The sequence below is a fragment of the Bifidobacterium sp. ESL1133 genome, assembly GCF_058107325.1.
In genome coordinates, this window is the sequence record NZ_JBYLUI010000006.1 from 73,301 (window position 1) to 92,265 (window position 18,965).

Annotated in this window: 13 protein-coding genes; 8 read left to right on the forward strand and 5 right to left on the reverse strand. The window is 59.1% G+C overall.

Annotated elements, in window-relative coordinates:
- Positions 1 to 126 precede the first annotated feature (126 nt).
- Positions 127 to 1,791, forward strand: a complete 1,665-nt coding sequence (locus AC3B5A_RS07035; RefSeq protein WP_489799959.1) for a glycosyltransferase family 39 protein — start codon at positions 127 to 129, stop codon at positions 1,789 to 1,791.
- A 22-nt stretch (positions 1,792 to 1,813) separates the two neighbouring features.
- Here the strand turns inward: AC3B5A_RS07035 and AC3B5A_RS07040 are convergent, their stop codons facing one another.
- Positions 1,814 to 2,572 carry a hypothetical protein gene (locus tag AC3B5A_RS07040; RefSeq protein WP_489799961.1) on the reverse strand — a complete coding sequence of 253 codons (759 nt, stop codon included), beginning with the start codon at positions 2,570 to 2,572 and terminating at the stop codon, positions 1,814 to 1,816.
- Positions 2,573 to 2,877: 305 nt separating this feature from the next.
- On the opposite strand from AC3B5A_RS07040, the gene nusA reads away from it, so the two are divergent.
- The 6 genes from nusA (at position 2,878) to AC3B5A_RS07070 (ending at position 13,771) form a co-directional block, all read left to right on the forward strand.
- Positions 2,878 to 4,032: a transcription termination factor NusA gene (nusA, locus tag AC3B5A_RS07045; protein ID WP_489799992.1), complete on the forward strand. Its 1,155-nt coding sequence runs from the start codon at positions 2,878 to 2,880 to the stop codon at positions 4,030 to 4,032.
- Positions 4,033 to 4,273: 241 nt separating this feature from the next.
- Positions 4,274 to 7,129, forward strand: a complete 2,856-nt coding sequence (gene infB, locus AC3B5A_RS07050) for a translation initiation factor IF-2 (RefSeq protein WP_489799963.1) — start codon at positions 4,274 to 4,276, stop codon at positions 7,127 to 7,129.
- 163 nt (positions 7,130 to 7,292) lie between these two features.
- On the forward strand, positions 7,293 to 7,904 hold the full coding sequence (gene rbfA, locus AC3B5A_RS07055; protein ID WP_489799965.1) for a 30S ribosome-binding factor RbfA: 612 nt from the start codon (positions 7,293 to 7,295) through the stop codon (positions 7,902 to 7,904).
- Complete coding sequence (locus AC3B5A_RS07060) at positions 7,897 to 9,084, forward strand: tRNA pseudouridine synthase B (RefSeq protein ID WP_489799967.1); 1,188 nt, start codon at positions 7,897 to 7,899, stop codon at positions 9,082 to 9,084. The genes rbfA and AC3B5A_RS07060 overlap by 8 nt, the downstream gene beginning before the upstream one ends.
- Before the next feature lie 89 nt (positions 9,085 to 9,173).
- Positions 9,174 to 10,379, forward strand: coding sequence for a riboflavin kinase (locus tag AC3B5A_RS07065; protein ID WP_489799968.1), 1,206 nt, complete (start codon positions 9,174 to 9,176; stop codon positions 10,377 to 10,379).
- A 119-nt stretch (positions 10,380 to 10,498) separates the two neighbouring features.
- Positions 10,499 to 13,771: a glycoside hydrolase family 2 TIM barrel-domain containing protein gene (locus AC3B5A_RS07070; RefSeq protein ID WP_489799969.1), complete on the forward strand. Its 3,273-nt coding sequence runs from the start codon at positions 10,499 to 10,501 to the stop codon at positions 13,769 to 13,771.
- A gap of 168 nt (positions 13,772 to 13,939) precedes the next feature.
- Here AC3B5A_RS07070 and AC3B5A_RS07075 read toward each other — a convergent pair whose 3' ends face one another.
- From AC3B5A_RS07075 to AC3B5A_RS07090, 4 genes are all read right to left on the reverse strand, one after another.
- Positions 13,940 to 14,677, reverse strand: a complete 738-nt coding sequence (locus AC3B5A_RS07075) for an amino acid ABC transporter ATP-binding protein (protein ID WP_489799993.1) — start codon at positions 14,675 to 14,677, stop codon at positions 13,940 to 13,942.
- Positions 14,678 to 14,826: 149 nt separating this feature from the next.
- The gene (locus AC3B5A_RS07080; protein WP_489799994.1) at positions 14,827 to 15,675 is read right to left on the reverse strand and encodes an amino acid ABC transporter permease; all 849 of its coding nucleotides are present in this window, start codon (positions 15,673 to 15,675) and stop codon (positions 14,827 to 14,829) included.
- 183 nt (positions 15,676 to 15,858) lie between these two features.
- Positions 15,859 to 16,716: an ABC transporter substrate-binding protein gene (locus AC3B5A_RS07085; RefSeq protein ID WP_489799970.1), complete on the reverse strand. Its 858-nt coding sequence runs from the start codon at positions 16,714 to 16,716 to the stop codon at positions 15,859 to 15,861.
- A gap of 323 nt (positions 16,717 to 17,039) precedes the next feature.
- A complete protein-coding gene (locus AC3B5A_RS07090) occupies positions 17,040 to 17,903 on the reverse strand; it encodes an ABC transporter substrate-binding protein (protein WP_489799971.1) in 864 nt (287 codons plus the stop codon).
- A gap of 224 nt (positions 17,904 to 18,127) precedes the next feature.
- Here AC3B5A_RS07090 and AC3B5A_RS07095 point away from each other — a divergent pair, with 224 nt between their 5' ends.
- Positions 18,128 to 18,925 (forward strand): 5'-methylthioadenosine/S-adenosylhomocysteine nucleosidase, encoded by a 798-nt coding sequence (locus tag AC3B5A_RS07095; protein WP_489799972.1) that lies wholly within the window; start codon positions 18,128 to 18,130, stop codon positions 18,923 to 18,925.
- Positions 18,926 to 18,965 lie beyond the last annotated feature (40 nt).

Consider the following 18,965-nt stretch of genomic DNA (forward strand, 5'->3'; position numbering starts at 1 on the left):
TATGTACTGCCAAGAAATGCGTGACCCTGAGTTATCCCTGAATTATCATGCATCGCACCTCAAACGCATCTTTGCTGTGCTAGTGTTGCTCACGCTGTTGGAATACCAACATGGGAGGGAAGAGTGATGCGCCACACACCATACCGCGAGAGCAGGCAGGGAGGATTGAATGTGCCTGCTTGGTGGAGCAGAGTGAACCATTGGCCGTTGTGGCCGCTGGCGTTGGTGTCGTTTGCGTTGAGTGCCGCGTTGAGCCAGATGGCTGGTCGCCGTGCGTCAGTATGGTTCGACGAAGGCTATTCGATTACCATAGCTCAACGCCCGGTTCGAGAGATGTTGGCTCTTACTGCGGTGGACACTCATCCTCCGCTCTATTATTTGGTACTGAAGCTTTGGGCGGGTGCAACCACATGGGATGAGTGGGCGTTACGTTTGCTCAGCGCCCTATGCGCGGGTGCTGCCGTGGCTCTGATGCTGGTTCTGGTCAGGGACTTGGCCGGAACTCGTGTAGCCTATCTTGTCGCTCCATTCACGGTATTGGCTCCATATCATGTGCGGTTCGGTTTCGAGATTCGCATGTATGCCATGGCGAGTCTGATAGTGGTGGCGGCCACGGTGGTGTTGGTGCGTGCGGTGCGTTCGCACAAACGGCGTTATTGGGTGGCTTATGCCGTATTGGTGGCGTTGGGCATGTATACGCTGTACGTCACGGCGATGGTGTGGGCGTCGCATGTGCTCATGTTCACGGTTCGCTCGGTGGTCCAGCGCCGAGGATGGCGCTGGATATGGGCATATGTGCTGGCTGTGGCGCTGTTTGTGCCGTATGCCCCCACAGCAGTCGATCAGCTGATACATCCTTCACTCAACCCATTCCTCGGACAAGGCGTGACATTGCGTGCTTTGGCGGACACACTCTCCCTGCTGATATTCGGGCGTTCAGGCACCCGCTTCATCGGTACACTGCAATCGGTGATATGCTTGGCTGTCGTTGCTCTGGTGGCAGTCGGGTTCCGACGGATTGCCAAGGATGAGCGCTCGCAGCATGCGCGCAACGTTGTTGGTGTGCTGCTTGGTTGTGCCATATTGCCGTTTGCTGCATTTGCCTGTATTGATGCGCTGCGCGAATCTTTTGGGGCAACGCCCATGTTTGTGCAGCGCTATTCGTCGTTTTTCTCGCTGTTCAGCTATGTTCTGCTTGGCTTCATTTGCGCGATGCTGGTGGAAAAAGCGTGGAAACAGCGGGCGCAAGCTGGCCGGATATCACATGAGTTGAACCGAGACACCGAGGTGGGAGAGACCGGGGCAACAGACGCGCGGCACGGCAGGAGCGTGTGGAGTATGCTCTGCACTCCCCGCGTCAAGGCAATGGCGGCATATGTATGTGCTCTGATGGTGCTAATGATCGGCGTAGTGCACGTAAGTCAAGACGGCAATATCGACTTTGTGAACGGTACAGCACCGCAAAGCAAGACGATTCGTGAGCATGTGGAGTGTTCGCCGGACAATACCGTGGTGGCTGCGGACGAGTTCGCTTACATTGAGGCACAGTATTACTACCATGGCTGCGACATGAGATTCATGGAACCGCATGAGGTGACATCCCGGGGCGGTTTTGCCCCGCTTCACGGCAGTCAGGCGCAGATTCGCTCCACACGAGAACTGCACACCAAAAAGGTCACGGTGCTGTCTGCCGCGAGTGTTGCAAAGCCGCTACAAGACAAGCGCTATCGGCAAATCAGCACGCAGGAGTTCGGTATGCAGAGACTGAGCGTGTACGAGCTGCGGACCTAACAAGCGCCGCGGTTCGTTATGCCTAACGGTATAGCGCTGCGTCGAATGCCGGATAGCCCAAAGTGAAAGCCAGATACGCACGGGACGCGGCAACCTCAGACAGTGCTTTGAGCTCGGCCTGAGACTGTGAGGTGTGTGTTCTGGTGTCATGCGTGCCATGACCGGGAGTAGCGCCTTTGTTGTGGCCTTCCCTGTCTCCGTCAGACTGTTCTGATGTGGGGGACAGTGCCTCGATGGTTTCTCGTGCGCAGTTCATCTCCACGATCGAAATGGTGGGGGCACGCAGTCCGTTGGTCTCATCCACGCTGTTTTCCGGATGCTCAAGCAGGACATTCGTATCGTAGACACCTTGCCTGGGGTCAGGGCTGACGTGCGCCAGACTGAGCACGCTGGAGGCGATGGCCTTGTGGTTGTCGCTCAGGGCCAGAGTGGCGCCAGGCATGTGTTTCGCAGCGAGCACTTGTGTGGCGAAGCCCGCGCGATCTTCTGCCTGAGCCATGGAAGAGAAGGACTTGGCCGCAATATTGGTTTCCTGCAGCGAGTCAAGGGCGCTCAGCGATTGTGTGCGTGCGTTGACTTGTGCAGGCTCGGGGTCTGCTATTCCCAGCAGCCCGGCCAGTGATGCTCGCTGGAACGATGCCTGGGCGCTTTTCATTGTGCCTTCGGCGAAGCGAGAAGGGCATGTGGAAGCTGCCTCGATCCACAATCCCTGTGCTGCGTCGGCGGCCAGGTATCGGCGCGCGATGGGCACCTGACCATCTGCAAGATTCGAGTCCTGCACAGCCGCAGAATACGCTGATTCGCAAGCGCTTGTCGCTGAGGTGTCGCGAGGTGCGGCGGACACACCGGGCGCCGAACACGAGGCCAGCATCGGCAGTAGGGCAAGCGTACAAAGCGATGCTAAGACACGTCGAAGATGTCCGTGAAGTGCCATGAAAACAGAAAAGCGTGTCTGCATAACCACCTAGAATAATGCTTTACTGTGACTAAGCGGGCGAGGGTCCGTCGGGCTGCTTGAGGGCGGCGGCGTAGGTAGTGCAGAATATTGGTGAGAACATAACTTCATATGAGGAGGTCTTGGCGACCATGGAACTAGACCTGGCAGGAATTCATCAGCTGGCGGCAGAGCAGGGAATTGATTCCCAGACGTTGGACGATGCGCTTACCGAAGCGTTGCTGTTGGCATATAGCAAGAACCCGCATGCGGCGGCAAGGGCACGTGTGCAGCTTGACGAACGCGCTGGAGAATTCATTATCTGGGCACGCGATGAGCATCGTGACAAGCCCACTGAAGAGAACCCGCATCCGGCGGTGGAGTGGGGTGAAGAATACGACGATACTCCACAGGACTTTGGCCGTCTTGCCGCATCCACTGCGCGACAAGTGATTCGTCAGCTGTTCCGTGACGCTGAAGACGAGCGTGTGCTTGGTGCGTTCGCAGGTCAGAAGGGCAACCTCATTACTGGAGTTGTGCAGCAGGACAGCAAAGACACCGCCAACGTGCACATCGCTGTCGGTGATGTTGAGGCCATTCTTCCCAAGCGCGAGCAGGTTCCGGGAGAGAGGTATCGCCACGGGCAGCGGTTGCGCGTCTATGTCGTTACTGTAAGCCGTGGATTGAAGGGGCCGGAAATCGTCGTTTCCAGATCGCATCCGGAGCTTATCCGCAAGTTGTTTGAGCGCGAGGTTCCCGAACTGGTCTCCGGAGCGGTTTCCATCATGGCTATCGCCCGTGAGGCGGGTGCGCGTACCAAGCTTGCTGTGCGAGCCAACACCGAGGGGGTGAATCCCAAGGGTGCATTGATTGGCCCGGGAGGCGCTCGTGTGCGCGCGGTGATGGAGAACATCGGTTCAGAGAAGATTGACATCGTGGACTGGTCGAAGGATCCGGAGCGGTTCGTGGCTGCGGCCTTGTCACCGGCGGTGGCTACCGGTGTCAACGTGGTGAGCGAGAAAAACAAGACCGCTGTGGCATACATTCATGACGATCAGCTTTCCCTTGCCATTGGCAAAGAGGGGCAGAATGCCCGCCTTGCAGCCAAACTCACAGGCTGGAAGATCGGCATCGAATCGTCAGAGAAGCATGCGGCTGCGATGGCAGCTGAAGCCAAGTTAGCTCCTGTGGTTTCCGCCTCTGCAGCTCAGGGTGCTGACTCAACTGATGATGTCAATGTGGCAGGTGCTTCCGACGCTGGTGAGGTGTCGGAGACAGCCGAGGTGCCGTCGGGCCAGGAGCAGTAGCAACTTACACGTGTTCCGGTGCCGACACGGTTGGCACCGGAACATGTTCGCGGCATCCAGCGTCACGAGTATGCTGGGTACTGGAAAACCGAGTGTTGGCGCGCAGTGTGTCGGCATCGGACAGAGACGAGGTAACACGATCATGGTCGAACGATGAGTCAGGGTAAGCTCGCCGTCATCGGGAACTGAATCGCGTATGCATATGCGCGGTCTGGTTCCCACAATATTAGGAGAACACTGAGTGGCAAAACAGCGCGTATATGAACTCGCCAAAGATCTTGGCGTGGACAGTAAAACCGTTTTGAATAAGTTGAAAGATATGGGGGAGTTTGTCAAGTCGGCATCGTCGACTGTCGAAGCTCCTGTGGTACGTAAGCTCAAGGCCGCCTTCCCGGCGCAGAATGCCGGGGGCAAGAGCGAAGAACAGCATGGTTCCAAGGCCGTGACTCCGGCCAAGAAGTCAGCACCGGCCGCTGGCGCACCCAAACCGGGTGCCGCTTCGGGAGCTGCAAAACCAAAGCCCCAGTCCGACGGACAGAGTGCAAAGCCCGATGCTCCCAAGAGCGCTTCGGCTCACTCCAACGCAAGGCCGCAATCTGCTCCTCGCTTCTCCGCCAAGCCCGGTCAGTCCCGTGCAGGAGCGCATGGCGCAGGTCGTCCCGACGGCGGCGCGCGTCCCCGTTCCGGGGGCAAGCCGGATGCGCGCGGTGGTGCCCGTCCTCAGGGTGGTGCTCCTCGGCCAGGTGCCGGTGCCCCTCGCAATGCGGGTGGTGCACAGTCCGCTCGTCCGTCTGCTCCAGGGCAGTCGGCTTCCGGTCCTCGTCCAGGCAATAATCCGTTCAATCGCAACCAGGGTATGCGTGCCCCGGTTCCCAGCGATATTCCTCGTCCTCACCCGATGGCACGTCCCACTGTGGGCAACGGCCGTGGTGGTCGTGGAGGCGGACGTCCTACGGGTGGTCGCGGAGGTTTCCACGGCGGTCCTCGTCCCGGCAATGGCGGCACTCCACGCCCCGGGCAGTGGGGACACACCCGTCAAGGCCAAGGTGGAACCGGCGGCGATCAGAATCGCGGAGGTAGGTTCCAAGGTGGTCAGGGCGGCCCCAGCAACTTCCAGGGTGCAGCTCCGTCGCACGGTCCCAGCAGGGGCGGCCGCGGTCGCGGCGGTGCAGCAGGTGCGTTCGGGCGTCAGGGAGGCAAGTCTTCCAAGGCGCGCAAGAACCGTTTGGCAAAGCGTCGTGACTTTGAGGAGATCAAAGCACCGACCATCGGCGGTGTTCGCATTCCCACTGGCAACGGTCAGGTAATTCGTCTGCGTCAGGGTGCCACACTCGCTGATTTGGCCGAAAAGATCAATGTCAATCCGGCCGCTTTGGTCACGGTGATGTTCCACTTGGGTGAGATGGCCACGGCCACACAGTCCCTCGATGAATCCACGTTCCAGATTTTGGGCGAGGAAATCGGCTGGACCATCAAGATCGTGTCCGCAGAGGAAGAGGATAAGGAGCTGCTGCAGCAGTTCGACATCGACCTGGACGAAGAGGAACTGCAGGAGGATGAGGATCTCAAGCCTCGCCCGCCGGTGGTTACCGTCATGGGTCACGTCGACCACGGTAAGACCCGTCTGCTTGACACTATCCGCAAGACGAACGTGATAGCGCGCGAGGCCGGCGGCATTACCCAGCGTATCGGTGCCTACCAGGTGGGTGTCGAGTTCGAAGGCAACGAACGCAGGATTACCTTCCTCGATACGCCAGGCCACGAGGCATTCACCGCCATGCGTGCGCGTGGTGCCGAAGTGACGGATATCGCCATCGTGGTGGTGGCTGCGGATGACGGTGTGATGCCGCAGACCGTGGAAGCCATCAACCACGCCCAAGCGGCTGACGTACCGATCGTGGTGGCCGTCAACAAGATTGATGTGGACGGTGCAAACCCGGACAAGGTGCGTGGCCAGCTCAGTGAGTTTGGTCTGATCCCCGAAGAATACGGTGGCAACACCATGTTCGTCGACATCTCCGCCAAGCAGGGCACGAACGTTGACAAGCTGCTCGAAGCGGTGCTGCTCACCGCTGATGCCGAGTTGGATCTGAAGGCCAATCCCGACATGGATGCACGTGGTGCCACCATCGAGGCGCGCCTTGACAAGGGCCGTGGTGCCGTGGCAACAGTGCTGGTGCAGTCCGGTACGTTGCGCGTGGGTGACTCGATTGTGGCCGGAACGTCGTACGGACGCGTGCGTGCCATGCTCGACGAGAACGGCAACCCAATGGACAAGGCCGAGCCTTCTACTCCAGTGCAGGTTTTGGGTCTCACGTCGGTGCCGAGCGCTGGCGACCTCTTCCTCGTGGCTCCGGACGACCGCACCGCCCGCCAGATCGCCGAGAAGCGTCAGGCGTCCGAGCGTGCGGCTCAGCTGGCCAAGCGTCGCAAGATCGTCTCTCTGGAAAGCCTCAAGGAGCAGTTCGCCAAGTCTGAGGTCGATATGCTCAACATCGTCATCAAGGGCGATTCCTCCGGTTCCGTCGAGGCTCTGGAAGAGTCCCTGATGAAGATCGAGGTCTCCGACGAGGTTGGCATCCAGGTCATCCACCGCGGTGTGGGTGCCATTACCCAGAACGACGTGAACCTTGCAACGGTCGACAAGGCCGTCATCATCGGCTTCAACGTGCGACCCAACCGCCAGGTGGCGGATTTGGCCGAGCGCGAGGGTGTGGAGATCAAGTACTATTCGATCATCTACAAGGCCATCGAAGACATCGAGGCCTCCCTCAAGGGCATGCTCAAGCCGGAGTACGAGGAGGTCACCACCTCCCACTCCGAGATCCGCGAGATCTTCCGCTCCTCCAAGTTCGGCAACATCGCCGGCGTCATGGTCCAGGACGGCGAGGTCAAGCGCGGTACGAAGGCACGCATCCTGCGCAATGGTGTGGCCACGGTCAACGACCTGGAGATCTCCTCGCTGCGTCGTTTCAAGGACGACGTGCAGTCGGTCAAGGAAGGCTACGAGGCCGGTATCAACCTCGGCTCCTTCAACGACATCGAGAACGGCGACATCATCGAGACCTTCGAGATGCAGGAAATTGAGCGCAAGTAGCGAGCACCCGCAGCGCGGTCAGGCTTTGTGCCGACGCGCTGCGGGCATGCTTTGCGGGGTCGCGGTATCGGCGAACTGCCGGCGCGATTGGTGACGCACCACAGCACGGCACAGCACAGTATTGCACAGTAAGTGAGTGTGCCGTGCATAGTAGGAGGTAATTGTGGCAGGAGACAGCCCGAGGGCCGCACGTATTGCGGCGTTGATACAGCGTGTGATCGCATCCACCATGGAGCGCGAGCTGCACGACAAGCGTTTGGACGGGGTCACCATTACCGACGTGCGAGTGTCCGGAGACCTGCAGCAGGCCAAAGTGTACTGGACCCAGCTCGGCCAGGAGGGCAAAGCACAAGGTGAGCGTAAGCGTGCGCAGCAGGCGCTGAACCAAGCCACAGGCAAACTTCGTTCACTGGTCGGTACCAAGGCGGGATTGAGGCTGACTCCGAAGCTGCAATTCGTCTACGACGAGGTGCCTAGCGAGGCGCATGAGATCGAAGATATTCTTGCCGTTGCCCGCAAGCGCGATGAGGAGACAGAAAAAACGCGCGCTGTGGCGAGCTATGCCGGGGGAGAGGACCCGTACGAGCACCCTCGCAAGAAGACCGCCGAAGACTTCGAAAACCGTCGTGCCGAAGCGCAGGAACATTTTGCCGGCAACCCGTATGCCGATGTCGAAAGCGACGGGCTGGATCTTGACGGCGAAACTTCCGGGCAGACGAGTGATGTGACCGATGCGCTTGATGTCGCCGCTACTGCTGATGAGGCCGATGAGTAAGGCCAAGCAGGAACTTTCCGGCCTGTTGGTGGTGGATAAGCCGCAGGGCGTGACCAGTCACGATGTGGTGGGCGCTGTACGCGGCGCGTTGCATATGCGCCGCGTGGGGCATGCCGGCACGCTCGACCCGATGGCCACCGGGGTGCTGGTCATCGGGTTCGGCCATGCCACTCGGCTGCTCAACTACATCGTCGACCATCACAAGACGTATGAGGCTACGATTCGTTTGGGACAGACCACCACCACCGACGATGCCGATGGCGATATTGTGCAAAGTGTGCCCACACTGCTGGGCCTGCGCGCACATCATGGCGCAGATGCGCAGGCTGAGCATGTGCCAGTGAGTGAACCGCCGGCAGACAGTGTCGCCGAACATGGACAGATACGGTCTAACTCAGGCAGTATCGGTGCAGAGCAACACTACGTGGATACCGAACAACCGGTGCTGATCGATGCTGAACAGATTAAGCAAACGATAGCAGAACACCTGACTGGGCGCATCGAACAGGTGCCTAGCGCCTATTCTGCGATTAAAGTCGATGGCAAACGGGCTTACGATTTAGCTCGCTCTGGAGTGGAGGTCGAGCTTACAGCTCGCGAGGTGACTATTTCGGACTTTCAAGTGCTGGCAGTGAGGCAGACGAATCCCACTATTGGCGCTGCGCCTGTCGTGGACGTGGATGTGCAAGTCAGCTGTTCTGCCGGCACCTATATCCGTTCTCTCGGGCGCGATTTGGGACAGCTATTGGGCGCCGGTGGGCATTTGACGCGTCTGCGCCGTTTACGCATAGGGCGTTTCGAATCAGATGGTCTCAACGTGGTCACCGCTCATGTTCAGCCGCGCACGTTCACCAATCGTGAGGGTGAACAGGTAACCCGCAACCGGGTGGTGCTCGATGCTGATCGTGACGCGCTGCTGGAATGTGCCTACTCGATGCTCGAGGCTGTGCAGGCGGTTATGCCTACGCTCGAGGTGAGTGCGCGAGAAGCGCAGGATTTGCGCTATGGTCGCAGATTGAAGCGCATGTTCAGCGAGACTGGCGAAACCAGCGATGTTAGTGCGGCGTACATACCGCAAACCGGTGAGGTCATCGCTTTGGTCAGTGCTGCCAGCCGGGATGAAGTCAAGCCAGTAGTGGTATTCCCAGCCCAGTCTGCTACACCGACCAATCCTGCCTAATTTCTGGCCGACTGAAAAGTGGACTGTCGTATGCGTCTCCGGGCTGCTACAGTGGAGATGTTACAAGCTGATGCAGGAGAATTGACCAGATGAACGTTACGAGATTACAGCCTGACGAGTCGGGATTGGTGGATTGGCCTTTGCTGAGCCGCACTAGGCATGCGGTGGTGACCGTAGGGTCGTTCGACGGCATGCACCAGGGGCATCAGGCTGTCATCAAGCGTACGGTGGAACTGGCAAAAGCTGACGGTTCATTTGCCGTGGTCATCATGTTCGATCCGCGTCCCGGTGTGGCGCACGGGTATGCTGCGTCGCACGCCGGAGCCGACGTGCCAGATGATTTCCACGATGCAGGCGCGCTGAGTTCGGTGAATGATCGTCTGCGCGAACTCGAGCGCATGGGTGTCGACCATGTGCTCGTGGTGCACTACACCATGGCGTTCGCAGCGAAATCATACCGTTTCTTCCTCGGGCAGCTGGTTGGCAAGCTCGGTATGAACAAACTGGTTTTGGGACACGACGCTACGATGGGTGCCGGTGCCAGCGGAGGAGTGGAAGACATTGACACGTTGGCGCAGGCCGCGGGTGTGTTCGAACTTGAGGTAGTGGATGACTGTGGTCCAGGATACACGCGCGTGCCCAGGATGATCGAAGCTCATGCGCCGCTTGGATTGGGCGAGCCGGCCGACCCGCGTGCGGGTATGAGCAAAACCGATTTCCGCGCTTGGAGCAAGTCGGTGAACAGCGTCAACGTGCGTGTGTGGAGCTCATCCAACGTGCGCTACCTGCTCTCCCAAGGCTGTGTGCGTGCAGCAGCCGATGTGCTGGGACGTGAGCCTAGCGTGGAAGGCGAAGTGGTCCATGGCGAGCAGCAGGGTCGTGCGTTGGGTTTCCCCACTGCCAACCTCGGCGCGCAGATTGACGGATATGTTCCGGTGGACGGGGTGTATGCCGGTTGGCTGGTGGATTTGGGGCCGGCGGACGCGCAGACGAGCTTCGAACATGACCGGATGCGTATGATGCCCGGCTCCCAGTGGCGTTGGCCGGCGGCCATTTCGATTGGCACCAAGCCCACCTATCGGGCTGAGTTGGGGCAGATCGAACGTGTGGTGGAACCGTATGCGATCACCGACGACTGGCTGGAGCTCTACGGCCACAGGGTGCGCGTGGAGTTCACGCAATTCCTGCGTGCGCAAGTGGACTTCGGCGGCAGTGACGAACTGGTTGAGGCCATGAAGGATTATGTGCGCCAGACGCTGAGCGTTAACGGTGGGCAGGATGCAACCACAATCTAACCAAATTCATGTTCGCTTTTTCGTTAAATCCGAAATATCTTGGGGACGATAGCACGCAGAGTAAAATGGCACGTTGAGTGCGATCAAAGCGGATCCACTACAATGAGGTTAGGAGTATCGTGTTTATCCAACGATGGTATGAAGATCTGACACGGCTGCATGTGGGTACCGAACCCGCGCACGCCTACTTTATCCCTGATGCCGAGCCGGCTGACCTGCGCGGTGAGCGGAGGGAACATTCCGACCGCTTCGTCAGTTTGGACGGCGACTGGGCGTTCCGCTACTACCCGAGCATCTACGATCTGGATGCCGAGGTGTCCACGTTCCTGAGTCATGGCGAAAAAGCCTTCTATGATGCCGATTTTCAGGTCGAACCAGCGCTTGCGGACGAGGGTACAGCCGCAGAGAGCACCGGGTTCACCAGCATCACCGTACCTTCGGTCTGGCAGATGAACGGGTATGACCACCAGCAGTATACCAACGTGCGTTATCCCTTCCCCTTCGACCCGCCCTACGTGCCGCAGGACAATCCGTGCGGCGTCTATTTGCGCGACGTTGATTATGATCCTAATCCTCACGCACCACGGGCGTTCCTCAACTTCGAAGGCGTGGACTCATGCTTCTACGTGTGGGTGAACGGTGAGTTGGCCGGATACAGCCAGGTGAGCCACGCCACGAGCGAGTTCGAAGTAACGGATTTGCTACGACCGGGACGCAACCGCGTGGCGGTGCTCGTGCTCAAGTGGTGTGACGGCAGCTATTTGGAAGATCAGGACAAGTTCCGTATGAGCGGCATCTTCCGCAGTGTGTACCTGTTGCGCCGACCTCAGGCCGGCATTCGCGACTACTTCGTGCACACGGCACTTGCTGCCGATTTGAGCGAGGCTAAAGTCAGCGTAGACATCGACTTCCTCAAAGCGTCCGGCGTTTCGCGCTCGGACAACGCTGAGACGTGCACCGCAACGGGCGCCGGCGTAACCTGCCCGGTGAAGGCTTCGCTGTACGACCAGAACGGGAAGCTGCTGGAGAGCAGCGAGGTGAACGTAAACCCAGACGGCGGAACGGCTAGCGTGTCGTGGACGGTGTCGCAGCCAAGCCTGTGGAACGCCGAACAACCGAACCTGTACCGGGTGGAGCTGGAAAGTTTCGCCACAGATGGCGGGACTGACCCCAGTGAGGTCATTACCGATTTTATCGGCATTCGTGAGGTGCACGTGGATGATGGCGTGGTCAAAGTCAACGGCCAGCCGGTCAAGATCCACGGCGTCAACCGTCACGATGGCGACCCGGTCACCGGTTTTGCGATTGACCAAAACCAGCTGATGCGCGATCTTAAGCTCATGAAGGAGCACAACGTCAACGCAATCCGCACCAGCCACTATCCCAACGCGCCCCTGTACTACGCGCTGTACGATCAGCTTGGCTTCTACGTCATAGCCGAGGCGGACATCGAGACGCACGGTATCGAAGAGGCCATGCTGGAATCGGGAGAGGGGATGAGCGCAGACACCTGCTGGAACGGCCATATCGCCGATGAACCACGGTTCGCCGACGCCATCTGCGACCGCGTGCAGCGCAGTGTGGAACGGGACAAGAACCACCCCGGCATCGTCATCTGGTCGATGGGCAACGAGTCCGGCTACGGGTGCGGCTTCGAGCAAGCGCTGGCTTGGACCAAGCAACGTGATGGGAGCCGACTGACCCATTACGAGTCCGCAATCCACGGCGCGCCGCGCGAGGGGCTCGACTATACCAACCTTGATCTGCACTCGCGCATGTACCCTTCCATCGAGCAGATCGACGCCTATTTCACGCCCGAAGGCCCGCACGGCGTCTGCTCCACCGGCGACGACGGCGACCACGGCACCAAGCCATATTTCCTGTGCGAATTCTGCCATGCCATGGGCAACGGTCCGGGCGATCTTGAGGAATACTTCGAGGCGATCCAGCGCCACCCGGGCATGCTCGGCGGCTGCATGTGGGAGTGGGCGGACCATGCCATCGACGTTGGTCGAGATGTGCACGGCCACAAGCAGTACCTCTACGGCGGTGACCACGGCGAGTTCCCGCACGACGGGAATTTCTGCATGGACGGCCTCGTCTACCCCGACCGCACGCCGCACACCGGTCTCAAAGAGTTCAAGAACGTCTTCCGTCCGGCGCGCGTGGTCTCCTTCAACGCCGGCTCTGGTGAGGCAACACTGCACAATTACATGGACTTTGTGAACTTGGCCGAGTATCTGACCATCTCGTGGTCGCTGCTGGTGGACGGCGAGCAAGTGGGTCATGGTGAGCTCGCAGCTCCCGACATTGCCCCTCATGGCGACGGTGCGGTGCGCCTGCCTATTGGAGAGGTGCCGTCAGCCGGCAAAGTGACGCTGCTGATCGGCTACCGGCTCAAGCGGGCCGAAGCGTTGCTGCCGAAGGGCTTCGATCTAGGCTTCGACGAGGTGGCTGTAGCCGTTGATGGTCGGCGCAACGAGAAGGCTGGTCGACTGCTTGAGGCTGGTAAAGGTGAATCTCAGGCCGTGCAGCCCACAGTGTCCCGGTCTTCTGCCGAAATCGTGGTGCAGGGAGCTGACTGGCGTTACACGTTCGACCGTCGCACCGGCCTCATCGCCACCATGTCGGTGCGCAACCGCAACCTGCTGGTCAAGCCCGCCGAACTCAACATCTGGCGTGCTCCGACCGACAACGACCGCAACATCAAACTGGATTGGGTTGCTGCCGGCTACGACCGCACTCGTGCACGTGCCTATACCTGTGAAGTGCAGTCCGAGGCCGCCGGAAGTGTGACGGTGCGTGCCGATATCGCGTTGGCGGCTGATGCACTCCAGCCGTGCGCGCGAGTGCGGGCCGTATGGCATATCGCCGCCGACGGCACGTTGAAGGTCACCTTGGACGTGACTCGTCAAGCTCAGGAATTCCCGTTCCTGCCGCGTTTCGGACTGCGTCTCTTCCTGCCAAAGGCTATGGGCCAGGTGGAATACTGCGGCTATGGGCCGTACGAGAGCTACCAAGACAAGCATCGTGCCAGCCGCTACGGCCGGTTCTCGTCGAGCGCGGCGAACATGGTCGAGCACTATCTGCGGCCTCAGGAGAACGGTTCACACTGGGGTTGTGACACGGTGGAGGTGAACGATGGCGATGCCGGCCTGAGTGTGGCGGCTGAGACGCCGTTCTCTTTCAACTGCTCGCCGTACACGCAGGAGGAACTGACCAATAAAGGCCACGACTATGAGTTGGAAGAGGCGCCGTACACCGTGCTGTGCCTTGATCACGCGCAATCGGGTATGGGCTCCAACTCGTGCGGGCCTGAGCTTGCCGAACGCTACCGGCTCGACGATGAGCAATTCAGTTGCTCGTTCAAGCTTGTGCCACAAGTGGTGTAAGTCTACGGTCTGGTGGTATGCGCAGCTCAACGTTGCTGCGCATACCACCACACTCTTCTTGAGTTTTCGGATGACTTGGCGCGTGAGGTGTTGAACAGCTGATATGCAACAGCCTAGGCTCTATTGGTGGGGCCTAGGCTGTTTGCTATTCCGCGCGCTGGCGGTGGGTTAGATCCCTCTGAAATGGCTGAAGAACGCGCGGGTATCGGCATCTTGCGACTCGTTCATCACCGCTTGCGGTGTGCCGTTCTCTGCAATGACGCCTTGGCGTAGCAGGATCACACGGTCTGCGGCATCGCGGGCGAACTGCATTTCGTGGGTGGCCATCAAAATGGTGGTGCCTTGTTCTTTGAGTTCCTGCACCATGCCCAGCACCTCGCCGACCAGCATGGGGTCGAGCGCCGAAGTGATCTCGTCGAGCAGCAGCAGTTCCGGCTCAGTCATAAGCGCACGTGCGATGGCGACGCGCTGCTGCTGGCCGCCGGAAAGCTGGTCAGGGTAGGAGTGAGCCTTGCCATCCATGCCGATGCGTTTGAGCAAGCCCATGGCTTTCTCTTCAGCCTGCTCTTTGCTCCAATGGTGTACTTTGATGGCACCAAGCGTCACGTTTTTCAGTACCGTCATGTGAGGGAAGAGGTTGAACTGCTGGAAGACCACGCCAATGCGCGAACGGCTCTGGTCGGCGTTCACTGCTGGGTCGGTGATGTCGGTGCCGCCCAGCCAGATTTGTCCATCGTCCACCTGCTCCAACAGGTTGATGCACTTCATGAGTGTAGATTTGCCGGAACCGGACGGGCCAAGCAACGCCACCACCTCATGCGGCTGGATGTTGAACGATATGCCGCGCAACACGTGGTTGCCTCCGAACGACTTGGCCACGCCATCCACACGCAATACCGGTTGCATGTTGGGGGTTGTCGTCTGCAGGTCGGACTGCTGTTGTGCTTCCGTTTGCTTGTTTGACGACGCTGTTTGCGGTTCTGATGTGGTATTGGTCATGCTGCTTTCTGACTCGTTCTCGATCGGCGTGCTGATGTGCGGTGCATGCTCGGAGGTCATACGGTGCCTCCGCTCTGCTCACGCCGGCGCAATCTGGCGGAATACCAGTCGTTGAGGATGATGAAAGGCACACTGAGCAGGATGAACAGCAGGCTGGCCACCACATAAGGCGTGTAATTGTATGTGCGAGCCACGGCGATCTGTGCGGCGCGCACTGCGTCCACCACGCCGAGCACGGAGATGAGCCCCACATCCTTTTGCATGGAGATAAAGTCGTTCATGAGCGCCGGTGCCACTTTGCGCAGGGCTTGGGGTATGACGACCAAACGCACTGTCTGAGCGCTGGTCAACCCCAATGATCGGGCAGAGGCACGCTGTGAGGGGTTCACATCTTGGAAACCGGCGCGCAGTACCTCGCCGACGTATGCCGAATAGGACATGACCACGGCTATGGTACCGAGTACGACCGGCGGAATGCGGCCGAAAATATTGAGTCCGGGAATGCCGAAACCGATGAGGTACAGCACCACGAGCATGGGAATGCCGCGCATCACGGTGGTGTAGATGGTCACCAGCGCGCGCAAGGGGAAGAGCACAGCGGCCTTGCTGGTGCGGATGACGGCGATGAGGGTGCCGAAGATGGCCACTCCCACCACGGCGATGGCGAGTACGGCGACGTTGACCCACAAGCCTTTGAGAATGGAGGGGAAGGATTGGACGAAATAGTGCCCGGAGAAGAACGATTCCTTGACGTGCGGCCAGCCGGGGGAGAACCTGAGCGCGATGACGATGACGGCGACGAGCACCAAGGTGCTCACCACGCTCACCGCGGTGGATTGGTAGCGTTGCCGACGCCGGAATTCCCGGCGCTCCAGTTCCACTTCGCTTACGGTGCTCACGCTCATCTCATGGTGAGCCAGCTTGCCCTGCGTAGGTTTTTCCGAAGTGCTCTGCGCGGTCGGCGTGGATCGGTTCGGAACCGATGGTGTGTTGTTCATACTGTCTGTCTCGTCCTCAGCGGGTTGTGATGGGTAAGGATAACGCTTTGGTGGGCAGTCTTGCCTGCAATGCCCACCAAAGTAAGGGTACTACTTGAGTTCCGGTACGTCGGTGGTGTACTCTTTAAGCCAACGATCCTGCAGTTTCTGCAGCTCTCCGTCGTTCTTCATCTCGTTCATGGCCTTGGTGACCGTAGGCGTGAGCTTGGAATCCTTGGGCATAAGAACGCCGATGCCGTTGGGATCCTGCGAGTCTGGAATCTGACCGAGCACCATACCGTCCGGCACCTGTTTTGTTTTCACGACATTCACGGCGGTGGGAGTGTCGAACACCACAGCGTCCACTTGGCCGGCGCTCATGGCTTGTACCACGGTCGCATTGTCGTTGAACACCTTGATGTCGTCCTTGATCTTCGACTTGGCGATGTCGAGACTGATGGAACCGACCATGGCCCCGATGGTGGCGTCCTTCAGCTCGCTGAGGGACGTGGCTTTGGCAAACTTGGAATCCTTGCGGGTCACCACGCTTTCGGTCATGTTGAAATAGCTGGGGGAGAAGTCCACGGCCTGCTTGCGTTCCTTGGTGATGGAGAATTGCTGGACGTTCATATCCCAGTCCTTGGCACCTGGGGCGGTGGCCGCATCGAAGGTGCTGCGTGTCCACTTCACGTCCTCTTTGGCGAAACCGAGATGCTTGGCCAATGAGTAGACAACGGCGGCCTCGTAGCCACGTCCGCTTTCGGGATTGTCATCGAGCACCCAGGGTGAGTAGGCGGGTTCGCCGGTCGCCACCGTGAGTGTGCCCTGGCTCACGGTCATCTGTTTGACGTCGTTGGGATCGGATGATTCGGCTGCGCCGCCGGAGCCGCAGCCGGCCGCCAATGCCAGCATTGCCACAGCGCTGACGGCTGCGATAGCACGTGAGAAATGATGGTTCCAAACACTCATGATGATGCCTCTGCCTAATGGAGAATCGTATATTTCGTTGAGTTGGATAGGGTGATGTCACTCGACTGCGCGAGTCTTCGGACGAGGCATCGCGTTGCCGGAAACACTCACCATGCTACCCGTACCGTCCTACACGTCTTGGGCGTACGGGCATCTGCCATCGGTCTGTCTCTTGTACGGAGGGGTGAAGTGGCTCTCTTTGTGATATGACTTTCCCTGTTGTGTGGAATCTGGTTTGTGCATAAAACAAGCGCGGCCCCACCATCGGTATGGTGAGAGCCGCGCCTGTCTGAAAGTCCGGTGCGCCTGAAAGTCCGGTGTGCCTACTTGAGCATAGGTATGTCAGTGGTGTACTCGGCCAGCCACTGGTTCTGCAACTTGTCCAGCGTACCGTCCTTCTTCAGTGCATTCACGGCTTTGGTAACGGCCGGAGTGAGCTTGGAATCCTTGGACAGCACGAAACCGGTGCCTTCCGGATCGTCAGAACCTGGAATCTGACCCACCACTACGGAATCCTTCACCTGATTCTCCTTAACCACATCCACTGCAGTAGGGGTGTCAAGTACGATCGCGTCGATCTGATTGGAATCCAACGCTTCGGCCAATGCCGCGTTATCGTTGAAAATCTTGATGTCCTGCTTGATCTTCGACTGGGCGAAGTCCAGGGAAGTGGAACCGACCATGGCTCCAACGGTGGCATTCTTGAATTCGCTCACTGACTTGGCGCTCGCCAGTTTGGAGTCTTTGCGCACCACGATGGACTGCTTGACGTTGTAGTAGCTGGGGGAGAAGTCGACCGCCTGCTTGCGCTCTTTGGTGATGGTGAACTGCTGGATGTTCATGTCCCAGTTCTTGGCGCCGGGGGCCGTGGCCTCATCGAAGGTGGTGCGCACCCACTTTACGTCCGAGTTCTTGAAACCCATCTCCTTGGCTACTGCATAGGAGAGTGCCGCCTCGTAGCCTTTGCCGCTTTCCGGCTTGTCGTCGATTACCCATGGGGCATAGGCGGGCTCTCCGGTGGCGATGGTGAGAGTTCCGGGCGTTGCGGTCATTTGTGTGGGATCCGAGGAATCGGCAGGCGCGCTGGAAGATTCGGAACCGCATCCTGAGGCTGAGAGTGCGAGTACGGCCGCTGCCAATGCCGCCGCTGTGTTGCGTAGAATATGTTTGCCGTTGAAGATGCTCATGTGATTGTCCCTTAACCTTGCCGTGCCCATGATGATTCGACTGCACACGCGTACCTGCGCGGAGCCGGAAGCTCCACCATTCTATGGTTACCACCCTACTGGCGCATTGCCGGTTTTGGGTTGGAACGGTGGTGTGAATGGGTACGAATAGAGGCCTTGCCTGGTGATGTCTGCGGCTCCAAACGAGCAGTGGGTTTGGGTGTGACATGCATTACCATAGAGCTATGAGTACTCCTACTGTTGCTGTGCAATGTGCGATTCCTGAGGAATCCGCAAAAATCGTCGAATCTCTGCAAGATGCCACCACTGAGACCATCCATCACAACGTAGTGACGACCGGCATGTATGCCGGCAAGCATGTGGTGGTGGTCATGGGAGGCATGGGGATGGCCAACTCGGCTGCCGCTGCCCAATTCATCATCGACCGCTACGACCCGCAGGCTCTGATTTTCAGCGGCATCGCCGGTTCCATCAACCCTGGTTTAGACATTGCGGATGTAGTGGTGGCGCGTGAGCAGCACTATGCGGAAAGCAACATGGAAGTCATCGCCGATTGCGAGCCGTTCCTCAAATTCTTCCCCTCGGACCCCGCACTGGTCGCCGATGCCGAACGCGCTGCGCAGGAGCTTGGACTCAACCGTGTGGCCTCACAGGCCGAACTGCGCGAGCAAGGCAGTGCGATGGCTGGAACGCTGGCCTTGGACGCCCACGTGAGTGCCGACCATCAGCCCAGTTATGTGGTGGGTAACCTTTCTACCAGCGATCGGTTCAACACCGATCCGGATGTACTGCGCGAACTGATAGCGCGCTTCGATGCCGAAGGCGAGGCCATGGAGGAGGCTTCGGCAGGTCAGGTATGTGCTCGTTGCGATGTGCCGTTCCTGTGCATTCGCGGCATCAGCAACCCGTGCGGTGATTCCTACAGTGACTTGAACACCCAACAGCGCAGCATGCAGCGTGCGGCCGACGCCGCCGCCGACGTTACCTTGGGTACACTGCGCCAGATGGCAGAACGTCTCTGAACGTACAGTCGCTCAAAACAATAGCGGCGATGTGCACCAG